The 11,824-nt window shown below is 67.4% G+C and carries 10 protein-coding genes; 2 read left to right on the top strand and 8 right to left on the bottom strand.

Annotated elements, in window-relative coordinates; all coding sequences use genetic code 11:
* Positions 1-219: 219 nt before the first annotated feature.
* The 6 genes from Aph01nite_RS34060 to Aph01nite_RS34035 form a co-directional block, all read right to left on the bottom strand.
* Positions 220-1,338 (bottom strand): FG-GAP repeat domain-containing protein, encoded by a 1,119-nt coding sequence (locus tag Aph01nite_RS34060; protein WP_204045163.1) that lies wholly within the window; start codon positions 1,336-1,338, stop codon positions 220-222.
* Positions 1,339-2,392: 1,054 nt separating this feature from the next.
* Complete coding sequence (locus Aph01nite_RS34055) at positions 2,393-4,693, bottom strand: tetratricopeptide repeat protein (protein WP_204045162.1); 2,301 nt, start codon at positions 4,691-4,693, stop codon at positions 2,393-2,395.
* A 243-nt stretch (positions 4,694-4,936) separates the two neighbouring features.
* Entirely contained in the window at positions 4,937-5,821 is an 885-nt protein-coding gene (locus Aph01nite_RS34050) for a hypothetical protein (protein WP_204045161.1), read from the bottom strand.
* Positions 5,822-5,936: 115 nt separating this feature from the next.
* On the bottom strand, positions 5,937-6,140 hold the full coding sequence (locus Aph01nite_RS34045; RefSeq protein WP_204045160.1) for a hypothetical protein: 204 nt from the start codon (positions 6,138-6,140) through the stop codon (positions 5,937-5,939).
* Between the two features lie 565 nt (positions 6,141-6,705).
* A complete protein-coding gene (locus Aph01nite_RS34040) occupies positions 6,706-7,302 on the bottom strand; it encodes a DUF4386 family protein (protein ID WP_204045159.1) in 597 nt (198 codons plus the stop codon).
* A gap of 144 nt (positions 7,303-7,446) precedes the next feature.
* On the bottom strand, positions 7,447-7,671 hold the full coding sequence (locus Aph01nite_RS34035) for a DUF8691 family protein (protein ID WP_204045158.1): 225 nt from the start codon (positions 7,669-7,671) through the stop codon (positions 7,447-7,449).
* Between the two features lie 86 nt (positions 7,672-7,757).
* Between Aph01nite_RS34035 and Aph01nite_RS42325 the strand changes: the two genes are divergently transcribed.
* The gene (locus Aph01nite_RS42325) at positions 7,758-9,947 is read left to right on the top strand and encodes a winged helix-turn-helix domain-containing protein (RefSeq protein ID WP_275419331.1); all 2,190 of its coding nucleotides are present in this window, start codon (positions 7,758-7,760) and stop codon (positions 9,945-9,947) included.
* A gap of 73 nt (positions 9,948-10,020) precedes the next feature.
* Here Aph01nite_RS42325 and folE read toward each other — a convergent pair whose 3' ends face one another.
* Both folE and Aph01nite_RS34020 read right to left on the bottom strand, forming a co-directional pair.
* Positions 10,021-10,659, bottom strand: coding sequence for a GTP cyclohydrolase I FolE (gene folE, locus Aph01nite_RS34025; RefSeq protein ID WP_204045157.1), 639 nt, complete (start codon positions 10,657-10,659; stop codon positions 10,021-10,023).
* Positions 10,656-11,051 carry a hypothetical protein gene (locus Aph01nite_RS34020; protein ID WP_204045156.1) on the bottom strand — a complete coding sequence of 132 codons (396 nt, stop codon included), beginning with the start codon at positions 11,049-11,051 and terminating at the stop codon, positions 10,656-10,658. The genes folE and Aph01nite_RS34020 overlap by 4 nt, the downstream gene beginning before the upstream one ends.
* Positions 11,052-11,142: 91 nt before the next feature.
* Here Aph01nite_RS34020 and Aph01nite_RS34015 point away from each other — a divergent pair, with 91 nt between their 5' ends.
* A complete protein-coding gene (locus Aph01nite_RS34015) occupies positions 11,143-11,820 on the top strand; it encodes a helix-turn-helix transcriptional regulator (protein WP_204045155.1) in 678 nt (225 codons plus the stop codon).
* The last annotated feature ends 4 nt before the right edge of the window (positions 11,821-11,824 follow it).

Genomic DNA, 11,824 nt, shown 5'->3' with positions numbered 1-11,824 from the left:
AGCCAGAGAAGATCCTCAGTGCACTCATGGTGGGGCGAGCCAGGGCCGGTGCATGTAGCCCAGTCGTGGCTGCGACCTGCACTGATGGATTGTCGGCACCGACACAGCCGGGCAGGCTTGCCTGCCTGACGGCCCCGACGCCGGCGGCGCCGTGGTGCCGCGAGGCCCGTCCCTGGAGCGGAACGAGCCTCGCCACACAAGCCTCGGATATGCGGAAGATCAGAGAGCCATCAGCTTGAAGCCGGCCTGGTCGATATAGCGGGCGGACCAGAACTCGCCGTTCCCCTTGCCGGGATACCAATGCATTCCACCGCTCCCGTCATATACGGCGAGCAGGTCGCGTTTACCGTCCTGGTTGAGGTCCGCCAGCTCCATATGGCGGAATCCCGCCTGCCCAAGGTAGCGGGCGGACCAGAACGTTCCGTCGCCCTTGCCGGGATACCAGTGCATCCCATGGCTTCCGTCGTAGACCGCGAGAAGATCGGCCGCGCCATCATTGTTGAGGTCGCCCACCGCCATGTTCTTGAAGCCGGCCTGGTCGATATAGCGAGCCGACCAGAACGTGCCATCTCCCTTGCCGGGATACCAGTACATCCCTCCGCTCCCGTCATATACGGCGAGCAGGTCCAGCTTGCCGTCCTGGTTGAGGTCCGCCAGCTCCATATGTCGGAAGCCGGCCTGGCTGATATAGGCAGCCGACCAAAACGTCCCGTCACCCTTCCCCGGATACCAGTAGAGCCCATTGCTACCTTCGTAAATCGCCAGCAGGTCGGCCTTGCCGTCCCGGTTCAGGTCGCCCTTCGCCATCAGCTTGAACCCGGCCTGCGACCAGTAGCGCGCCGACCAGAACGTGCCGTCGCCCTTGCCGGGATACCAGTAGAGCCCTCCGTCGCTGTCGTATATCGCCAGTAGATCGGCCTTGCCGTCGCCGTCCAGGTCTGCGGGATTCCTGGGCGGCGGCGGGGGTGGCGGCGGAGGCGGGGGCACCGGAGGATTCGGCGGCTGGGGAGGATTCTGTCCGGTGTCGTCTCCGACATCACGGCAGGTGCGGGAGGTAATGGTAACCGTCTGAGTATCGGCAAAGGATATGTACAGCGGATTGATAACGTCATTGTTGGTGAATGGGGACCGCGAAGGGTCGAGATAGTTTCCGCCCAAGTTGGGCCCGCTGGCCGTGAAGTAGATGGTGCACGGGTAAGGGACCACGAACTGATCGATGTCGATCCCGGGCCATCCGCCGGCGCGACCGCCATTGGGCGAGACGTAGCCGACGTTCCATACACTGCTGTTGTCGTCGTCCTTCCAGCGATACTCGATAAGAGCACTGGAGTTGTTCACCAGCACACCACAGGGAGGAAAGGAGCATCCCCCGAGAGTCGTGACCGGGTCGTTCGTCTTGCTGGAGTCCTCCGCCAGCGCGGGAGACGCGCTGGTGAAGACGGGAGCTGAGATGATAGCGACGGCTAACATCGCCCATCTCCGCAATAAGGCCATGGTTTCCCTTCCGTATGCCGGTGCCTGATCCTGGTCCAAGGGTTTACGAGACAAGGCAGCACAATTGATCGCCTCGGCTGGAGCCGCTGGTTTCGGCGGTGGATTGGCGAGCCCGTCCCCTGGTGTCCCCGTGTCCGGCCGGCCCCGTACGACCCGATTCGCGTGTACGGCGACAAGCAAATCCCGGACAACGACACAAAGATGCGGTGGCCTGCCGGACAAGGCCATTGAAAGGGCGTCTGGGGGTGTTGTGCCGCAGGCTGTGAATTGTCCGCACAACCTCGCACAAGTACAGCCGCTGGTACTTCAAGGCCGACCACCCAGCAACGCCTCCATCACGCGGCCTCATCGCCGGTGCCGGCTACGCTCGACGCGGACCGTGCCTCAAATGCCTGTCAGTGCCGGGAACCGCGTCACCTATGCGACCTGGGCTTGCCCGAGGGATCAGTCCGCCGGGACGATCACGGCGGAGCACTCGGGCGGTGCCCAGGGCGGTCACCGGCGAGCACGCTGCTCACCCCTCGGGCGGTGTTCGATTCCGCGACCGATGCGGCCGGTGGCCGTTGTAACGATCGACGCACTCGGTCAGGACGGCGTGCAGATGTGCGCCAGATCCCGGTGCCGATGATCCCCCCGGGCAGCGTGGTCGGTGCGCCCAGGACGGTTCGGCCGCAGTCGCCATGAAGTAGAGGCACGGCGCCGTGGACACGGCCGCCACCCGCGGGGGTTGCGCGGATCAAGGTATTTCTGCGTGCCACTTCCCGGGCTACCTCTACCACCGCCTCCGATCATGGGTACGGCCCGGCCGTTCCCGCCGTCAGGTCTGGATCCACCTCTTCATGATCCAGTTCATCCGGCGTCCGAATGCCGGTCCTGCGAACTGCACGGAGCACGGGTCTCAGGGTGGACCGCTGTCGTTCGGGTCGGAGTGTTCCGGCTCGCTGGGCGAGGTCACGGTGCCGTCACCCAGGACCAGCTCGCCGTGGACCTGGTACGTGTAACGGTCGCCGAAGACGGTGACGTCGTCGGTGCGCAGGTGGTCCAGTGCGGCGGCCAGGCCCTCGTGGTCTCCCAGGTCGCCCAGCCAGCTGGCGAGCTGAAATTGGAGATTCACAACAATATCGTCATTTGGTTCGCCGGATTGGCGGAGGTCGTCTAGCAGGGCCCTTATTGCCGCGATGCGGTCGTTTTGCGTGCCGGTGAAATCGTTGGTCTGGGGTTTGTCCCGGAGAATGCGGTGATCGGCGATGGCCTGCCGTACCAGGGTGAGGGCGCGGGTGTGGTCGCCGGCTGAGAAATGGGCCGCTGCCAGGTTCGCGCCCGCGGTGATGGTGGCGGGGTGGCGGGTGCCGTAGACGCGACGGTGCTCGTTCAGGCTCCGGGTGAGGTGGGTGATGGCTTGGTCGAAGTCGCCTGCCCCGTAGAGCGCGTGTCCGAGGTACTCGCGGGTTGCCAGGGTGGCGGGGTGGTCGGAGCCCCACAGTTGCTGGTACTGAGCCAGGGCCTGTTCGTACAGGGCGGCGGCTTGTTCCGGGTCGCCGCTGTTCATGGAGATGTTGGCGAGACCCGCCCGGACGAGGGCCGCGCGGGTGAGAAGAACCTTGATTCGGTGGGGGTGCTCGGGGACGAACGTGGGGGGTTGGTTGGCCAGGTGGTCGTTGAGGGAGTCGGCGTGGGGTAGCGCGGCGCGCAGGAGGGGCCACCGCGCGGGGTCTTCGAGGTCGGTGTGGAGAGCGGTGCGGAGGAGTTCGACGGCGTAGCCGAGCGCGGCCGCGATGTCGGCGGGGCGGCGGTGGGAGTCGGTGGGATCCGCGCTGCGGGCGACGGCCTGGACCAGGCGGTGCATGCCGATGGTCTCGCGATCGAGGCTGATCAGGTTGTAGGCGGCGAGCACGCCCAACGCCCCCTGCAAACCGGGTAGGTCGGTGGCGGCGTTGCGATGGGACCAGCGCGGGAAGATCCGGCCTGCCCGCTGCGCGTCCTGCCGGTCCGATCGGTCCAGCCACGCTTCAAAGCGCGCGTCCCACATCATGATTCTTCTGGTCCGGCGTCCCGTCCAGTCGTCGAAGGACATGGGGCGGGTCAGCGGATCCAGCAGGACGCGCGGGATGGCCTCCGGTCCCCACCAGGCCAGGGTTCTGAGAACATCGCCCGCGAGCGGGAATTCGAAGGTGATCTGATCGAGGGTGATCCGCCAGATCCGTGCGATCGTTCGTTCGGCGTCGGCTCCCCGGGCGGCCTGGTCGTACATGACAGCGGGCTGTTCGGCGAGCAGTTCCAGGTACGCGCGAGGAGTCAGGCGGGTCTGGTGCAGGAACGCGGCGGCCTGGTCGACGGCCAGCGGCAGGCAGCCCAGCTCGCGTACCAGTTCGGGCGCGCCTTCACCGGGCTCGGACGGGCCGATGATCCTGGCCAGCAGCTCAATGCTCTCCTGTTCGCTGAGTACGTCCAGGCGCAGCACGTCCGCGCCGAGCCGGTGCCATCCTTCGCCCAGCCGGCTGGTCATCACGATGCGGCCCGAGGACACGCGACCCAGAAGTGTCGCGACATCGGCCGGGTCAGAGACGTTGTCCAGGACCAGCAACCATCCCCGATGGGAGGCAAGCCAGACGACGGCCCGTTCGGCGAGGATGTCCAGCGACTCGCCGGCCATCTCGGGTTGCAGGGCGATGGCCAGCTCGGCCAGTCCCGCATCCAGGTTCGCGGGCGTCTCGGCGGTGATCCACCAGACCGGGTTGAACCGCTCGCGCTGCTCGAACGCGTACTGGGCCGCCAGCGTCGACTTTCCGACCCCGCCCATTCCGTGCACCGCCGCCACCACGACGGGTCCGGGGCGTTCCAGCGACTCCCGCAGATCGGTCAGCTCATCGTCCCGCCCGACGAAGACCTGGCCGCGGACCGGGACGTTCACGAGCCCCGGCGACGCCTCCACCTCCGTGATGGGACGCGCCGCCTCGGAGGGGAGCACCAGAGGGGGAGCCGAGGCGGGATCCCGTGTTTCACCGTCGGCCGGCGCTTCCGAGTTCAGACGTTCCATCCACTGGTTGGCGGCCTCCGCCAAGGCGGCGATCACGAGCGCCGTCACCAGCCACGCCCAGCTCCACACCCCGCCGTTGAGCACCTGGTTGATCGCCACCCCGGCGGCCACCAGGCCGGCGGCAGCCGCGACCACACGGGCTGTCAGCCGTACCACTCGCATTCGGGAGCCTCCGTCGTGTCGCCACTATTGAAGGCCATGAACGCCCCTTTTGAACCAGTGTCGTATAACGACGTCTCATGGTCATGCCGCGTAGACGCGAATGCCGCCCTGGTCGTGGTGGAAGCCCGCACGGAGGTTCAGGGGCGCGCCCGGCCGTGGGATACACCGTCCCTCTGAGTGAGCGTGCCGTGCCGGAGGCCTCGCGGGGGACGCGCGTTCCTGTCGAACCCGGGGAATGACGGCTCACTCCGAGGCGTCGTGAGTGATCCGTTCCCACCAGGCTTCCGCCTGCCGTCCGAGCCCACTCGCGGTGAAGGCCAAGGCCGCGAGAGCTCCCCCGGTCGCGATACCTGTGGTTCCGAGCAGGACTTCGTGGTTGTCGAGGAGGTTGGCCGTCCCCGCGCACGCGACCGCGACTCCGCTGCCGATGAACGCCCACCACATCAGGCCGGCACGGTTTGCCCTGGCGGCGACGGCGGCTCCGGCAATCGTCACCCCGACCCCCACGAGCGCCAGCCCGACCCACACGTCATCCACGCTGATGTGAGCAAGCCCCGTGAGGGCCATCATGACCCCACCGACGATCACGGCCATCCCCACGCCGAGGTCGCTCAACGTGCCGAGCGGCACGTGCTCCAGGCGCGCCACCACGTCCTTCGGCCCGATGACGAGACCGAGCCCGGCACCGGCCCCGGCGAGCGCGAACACGAGAACCGTGATGTTGAACAATGTGCTGCCCTGCCCAGCGGCCAGATACCCGATCGCCGACGCGGCGACCGCGGCCGCGCCGCCGACCATGCCCATCCCGACCAGCAGCTGCAGAGCATGCCCGCTCGCGGGAATCAGAAGGGCGACGGCGATCAGAACGGCAGCGGCGAGCGTGGCGTACCCGGCCCACGGAGGCGGGAGCGCGGCGGCCAGCAGTGTCGCGGCCAGCGCCAGAGCGAGCAGAGTCCACAGGACGGCCCGCGCGATGGCCGAGCCCGGACGAGAATGCAGCCAGACAGCGGCGAAGGAAAGCGCGACAAGCAACACAGCGGCGATCGACCAGTACCCGATGTCGTTGGCGAGCACATTTCCGAACAGCCCAACAGTGAAGGAGAAAGCCACGATGACGACCTGGCGCAACCGCCCGCCCGGGGCTTGAGGCTCGGCTCCGTTCCTCCGTTCCGGCACCGGTGGGTTGGCGGTACTGTCAGTTTCCATGGCGGGCTCCTGGGTCGGCCACTGTGCGCAAATCAACTTAGGGCAAACAGACCGCCCATATCAGGCGAATAATGAAACTACTTTCAACAAAGCTCGTGGCGGATTGCCAAAGACATATCTGATGACGCAGCGTCACCAGGACTTTCGCGCCTGAACCAATTTCTTTACACTCCGCATCGGGATTGGGATTCGCGGGGTGGATGGTGCGGCTTGCTTGGGGCTTTGCCTCGGCAATGTTCACGCGCACTCACTGGCGGCTATGGTGGTGAATGCCACAGTCTTTGATGACATCCGGAACCGTAGGATGTTGCGAGTGTAGCGGCCGAATGAACAGTAGATTCTCGGCGCGACCATCCGACCTGAGGCGTCCCACTCAGGAGATGCGTTCAATATTCGAAACCAGCGAGCGATATTGAACGAAGGGCACTGTCCTCCCTGACGCGGTGGGCGCTCCCAGAGACGCTGAAGTGGACTGTCATCATTCCTTACTTCCGCTACCTGAACAGGAGGAGGACCGTGAGAATTCTCGCGCTTCCAGAACCGCGGAGAACCCTACGGCGATCCATGCTCGCGGCGGCCTTCCTGGCCCTCGGCTTCCAGCACGCCGCGGCCCCCGCCCGGTGATGTCACCGGCCAGGGCGTCGACTCCTTCGGTGCCAAGTGGTACAGACTCGACGCGAACGGCAACAAGATCGATAAAGACTGAATGCCCGGCCACGGCCCGTACGCACAACAACTGGCCCAGGTTCGGAACGAAAGGTCCCCGGCAGATACATCCGCCGGGGACCCTGAGCTGGGCCCGGTGGCTACGTCGCGCTGACCCGCGTCGGCTGGGAGGCCTGGGGCAGCCTGAAGCCCTTAACGAAGAGCCAGACGGGCAGGACCAGGACCTCGAACAACCCGCCGGGGGCCAGCATCAGCATGCCCGGACCCATGTCCATGTCCACGATGCCGAGGAGCTCCAGCGGCACCCCCAGCAGAAGCAGGACATAGCCAACGAATCCGAGGACCGCGATGGGCCGGGGGACGATTCGGGTGACGAAGAGCAGGTAGTTGAGCACCAGGCCGCCGATACCGGTCGGGATGTAGACCCACAGCATCGTGTTGGGGACGGCTTCCAGCTGGATCAGCAGGTAGACGGCGCAGGTGGCGGTGACCGCGAGCTCGACGAACCGGAGGATCGGGTACCAGATGGCCGCCTTGTGGCCGAAGCCCTTGAGGACTCGGTACATCAGGAGGCCGATCCCCGCCACGGCCAGACCCGAGCTGATCGTCAGTGCCACGCCGAGCGTCAGCGCCGCCTTGTCGGGGTTTCCATCGATGAACGCCTGGCTGAGCGAGTGGCCGAAGATGGCGGAGATCATCTGGTAGACGAACAGGATTCCTACTGCGACAGCGGTCATACGGGGTGACATAACGGGAATGTCCTTTCTTGGGTTTCGAGGGAGAGGTCGCCGGCAGGTTGCGTGCCGTACCGCTGGGTGATAGTTGAATTTGTGATCACTGGCGGATGAGGCGGTCGTATGGACGAGCCGGTGCGAGGTTCGTTACACAGGGGCGCCGTCGAGCGGCGTGATGGAGATCACCTCGATGTTGACCGAGGTCAGATGGGCCAGGACCCCGTGCAGGTGAGAGGTGTCATTGATGATGCCGACCAGACGGGTGACACCGTCGCCGCCATGGTCGATGGCGAAGTCGTCGATGAGTGGCCGCAGGAGCCGCTCGCTGACTCGGCCTCGGATCACGATCTCGTACCTGGTTGGCTGGGACATGGCTCGAGCATCACGGCGAGCGGCATGACCCGGCCTCACCCGGCCGCCCATCTCACCCGGGTGAGAGGTTCCGGAGGGTGAGCGCGATGGAGGAGCTCAGCCTGGCGGTCACCAAACTGCGTCCGCCCCCGCCGCCCGGTCAGCTGGTCCGCCGGTCCCGGCTCGACGATGTCCTGGACGCGGGCGTGGACGGCCAGGCCCGGTTGATCCTGGTCAGCGCTCCGGCCGGCTCGGGCAAGTCGACCCTGGTGGCGTCGTGGTCGACGGGCCGGCCCGAGAACGTCGCGTGGCTGCAGGCGGAGGCGAGCGACTCGGACCCGGCCCGATTCTGGTCCTACCTGGTCGCGGCCATCGGGAAGGTTCACCCGATCGCCGTGGACCTGGAGCCGGTCGTGGCCGGTTCGAACGGCGACGACTTCGTCGTCGTCAGCGCTCTCGTGAACGCGCTCGCCGACGTGGCCGTTCCGCTGGTCGTCGTCATCGACGACTACCACCTGATCGGCAACGGCAGCGTGCAGCGCGGCGTGGAACGCCTCGTCGAGCTCTGCCCGTACCAGGTCACCATCGTGATCTCGACCCGGATCGATCCGCCCTTCCGGCTCGGCCGGCTACGGGTACGCGGCCAGCTCGCGGAGATCCGAGGCGCCGACCTGCGCTTCGACACCGACGAGGCCTCCGGCCTGCTCGGCTCCGCGGTACGGTCGCTCGACCGGGCCCTTCTCGATCAGCTCTGTGACCGCGCCGAGGGCTGGGCCGCCGGACTGGTGCTCGCGGGTCTCTCCCTTGAGCGGGCCGCTGACCCCGGTGAGTTCATCGAGGCGTTCCGGGGTGACGATCAGCTGATCGTCGAGTATCTCCGCGACGAGTTCCTGGCCACCGTCGACAAGGACGATCTCCGCCGCCTCCTGGAGACGTCGATCCCGGAACAGCTCAGTGGCGCCCTGGTCGACTTCGTCACCGGCACGACCGGGGGCGCGAAGTGGTTGAGCGACACCGCCGGCAGGAACCAGCTCCTGATCGGCCTCGACCGCACCCGCACCTGGTTCCGCTATCACCATCTGCTTCGCGACCTGCTCCGGCTCGAAGCACACCAGACGTTCCCGGAGCGGATCCCCGAACTCCACGCGCGCGCCGCGGAATGGTTCGAATCCCAGGGCGACCTCGGCCAGGCGATCGTCCACCGGCTCGCCGGCGGCGAGGTCCACCAGGCGGCCCAGCTGCTGCTCTTCCACGGTCCGCGGCTGCTCGCCGGCGGCCAGACCGAGACCCTGCGAAGTTTCCTCGATCAACTCGGCGACGTGGCGAAGACCCTGACGGGGTGCGCCCTGTTCTACGGCTGGTGCGAATTCATCGACGGTCGTTATTCGCTCGCGCAGGACTGGCTCGACACCATGGACGACGTGGCGCCGGAAGACTTCGACCGCACCCCGGCGATGTCCCTGCGCATCAACATCTCGCTCGCCCGGGGTGACGTCGCCACCGCACTCGACGACGCCCGGCGGGTGACCGCGACCGATCAGCTGATCTCGTTCCCATGCGATCTCGCGACCATCACCGGGGTGACCTACGCCTGGGCGGGGCAGGCCGAGGAAGCCAGGCGGGTCCTCCGCCTGGCGGTGGACAAGGCCGCCGCGGAACGGTTCCGGACAGCGCACGTCGTGGCCCTCGTGCACCAGGCTGTCGTGGATTTCAACGATGAGTCCGCGGCGAGCGCGCACCACGCCGCCGCCGCGGCGCTGGACGCCGCGCAGAAGTTCGGCCTGGCCGCCTATCACGTAGTCGCGCCCGCGTACGCGATCCGGGCGCGAACCGGCGGCGACCCCGCGCGCGCCCGCGCGGACGCCTTGGAGGCCGTGAACCTGGCCAGGCGGGCGTGCATCGATCTGGGGCTCGGCTTCGTCCTGACGGTCTGCGGCGACACGCTGGTCGGCCAGGGTGATCCCGCCGGGATGCCGCTCCTCGCGGAGGCCCGGTCCGTGCTCGCCCGATGCCCTGATCCCGGCATCGCCGGCCGGCACCTGGCGCGCGCCGAATCCCGCCATGGGCTCACCGAAGTGAGAGGCAGTCGGGTCGCCGTGCTCGTCGAGCAACTGACCGAGCGGGAGCTGGCCGTCCTGCGATACCTGCCCGCCACCATGTCGCAACGCGACATCGCGTCGGAGCTGTACGTGTCGCTCAACACCGTGAAGACGCATTGCCGCGCTATCTACCGCAAACTAGGTGTCGCCGACCGCAAAGCCGCAATCCAGGCCGCACGCGACCTGAACCTCCTTTAGCCCCGCCCCGGCACGCGGCGCCGAACACGAGCCAGGGCGAGACGTCGGCGCCCCTCCATCGATACTCCTTCGATCACGATGGTCGTGGCGTGTTCCTGGTGAGGGCGAGGAATTCGGCGCGGGTTCGCGGGTCGTCGCGTAGGTGGCCGGAAAGGGCGGAGGTGACGGTGCGGGCGCCGGGGGCGCGGGCGCCGCGCAGGCTCATGCAGGCGTGCTCGGCCTCGATGACGACGCCGACGCCGCGCGGCCGCAGCCCTTGCTGGAGGTGGTCGGCGATGCGCTGGGTCAGCCGTTCCTGGGTCTGTGGTTGCCGGGCGTGGAAGTCGACCATGCGGGCGAACTTGGACAGGCCGAGGATGCGGGTTCCGGGCAGGTAGCCGACGTGGGCGAGGCCGACGAAGGGGAGCATGTGGTGCTCGCACAGCGACTGGACGGGGATGCCCTGGACCAGCACGAGTTCGTCGTACCCCTCGCTGTTGGGGAAGGTGGTGAGCTCGAAATCGGAGGCGGTGGTCATCTCGATCAGGGCGTACGCCATGCGCCGTGGGGTGTCGGCGAGGTTCTCGTCGGACAGGTCGAGCCCCAGGGCGGTGAGGAGGTCCGCGGCCGCCTTCTCGGCGGCCCCGGGGTCGGTCTCCGGCCGCGTACGCGTGGCGCGCGACCGCCAGGGATCGCGCGCCTGCGCGTGGGGAGCCGCCGCCGTCGAGCTCACACCGAGGCCTTGTGGCGGTCCCAGGCCAGCAGCGTCAGCGCGACCGCTGCCACGAGCAGGCCGAAGTCGCGCAGGGCGACGTCGTAGAACTCACCCATGGTGACCAGGTTGACGATGATGCCGGCCAGCCACACGGCGACCAGAGGACCGCCGAATCGAGGGGCGACGGCGACCACGATCCCGGCCACGATCTCGATGACCCCCACCCCGAGCATCGCCTGGTGGGCGCTGCCGGGGACCAGGTCGTCGATCCAGGGCGCCAGGTACTTGTCCCAGTCGGTGAGCAGTTCGAGGAACTTGTCCAGCCCGAAGGCGATCGGGGCGATCGTGAACACGGTACGCAGCAGGCGGAAGGCGCTGTCCGCACCGATGGCGGTGGTCTGTAAGGCCATGGCTCGTTCTCCTCGGTTCTAAAACGGAACTTTCTCTAAATTAGAACGCCGAGATTCTTGTGTCAAGCCACTTGTGTTTTAGACTCCGGGCATGGATCTGGGATCGCAGGCCGCCGGGATCGGGGCGTTGGCCGACGACACGCGCCGGGCTCTGTACGAATACGTGGTCGCCCAACCAGAGCCTGTCGGCCGTGAACAGGCAGCGGCGGCCCTGGGCATCGCCCAGCACAACGTCAACTTCCACCTCGACCGGCTGGTCTCCGAGGGGCTGCTGGGGGTCGAGTACCGGCGCCTGAGCGGGAAGTCGGGTCCGGGCGCCGGGCGACCGAGCAAGCTTTACCGGCGCGGGACGCGGGAGTTCGTCGTCTCGCTCCCGCCCAGGCGCTACGACCTGGTCGGCGACATCCTCGCGGCCGCCGTGACCCGAGCCGCCGAGGGCGTACCGCTGCCGCAGGCGCTGCACGAGGTCGCACGCGACGAAGGACGCGCTGTCGGCGGTGCCGCGGACGGCGTGCCCACCGGCGATCCCCTGGCCGCCGTGGCACAGGTGCTGGGCAGCCAGGGCTATGAGCCACACCTCGAAGCGGGTGTCGTCGTGCTGAACAACTGCCCGTTCGACTCACTCGCCCGCAAGCACACTACGCTGGTGTGCGGGCTGAACCGGGACTTCGTCCAGGGGGTCGCCGAAGGACTGGGCTGCGGCACCGTGTCGGCCTGCCTGGATCCCGAACCCGACCGGTGCTGCGTCAAGGCCCGCATCGAGGACTGAGGCG

Origin of the sequence: Acrocarpospora phusangensis (assembly GCF_016862995.1) — a bacterium.
GTDB classification, from domain to species: domain Bacteria; phylum Actinomycetota; class Actinomycetes; order Streptosporangiales; family Streptosporangiaceae; genus Acrocarpospora; species Acrocarpospora phusangensis.
The sequence above is the reverse complement of the archived record's forward strand: the minus strand, read 5'-3'. Positions and strand labels throughout refer to the sequence as shown.

Bases quoted from the DNA above. Each gene is read 5' to 3' on its own strand.
- Aph01nite_RS34055 (WP_204045162.1), bottom strand. From the start codon at position 4,693: ATGCGAGTGGTACGGCTGACAGCCCGTGTGGTCGCGGCTGCCGCCGGC.
- Aph01nite_RS34040 (WP_204045159.1), bottom strand. From the start codon at position 7,302: ATGACCGCTGTCGCAGTAGGAATCCTGTTCGTCTACCAGATGATCTCC.
- Aph01nite_RS34035 (WP_204045158.1), bottom strand. From the start codon at position 7,671: ATGTCCCAGCCAACCAGGTACGAGATCGTGATCCGAGGCCGAGTCAGC.
- Aph01nite_RS42325 (WP_275419331.1), top strand. From the start codon at position 7,758: ATGGAGGAGCTCAGCCTGGCGGTCACCAAACTGCGTCCGCCCCCGCCG.
- Aph01nite_RS34020 (WP_204045156.1), bottom strand. From the start codon at position 11,051: ATGGCCTTACAGACCACCGCCATCGGTGCGGACAGCGCCTTCCGCCTG.
- Aph01nite_RS34015 (WP_204045155.1), top strand. From the start codon at position 11,143: ATGGATCTGGGATCGCAGGCCGCCGGGATCGGGGCGTTGGCCGACGAC.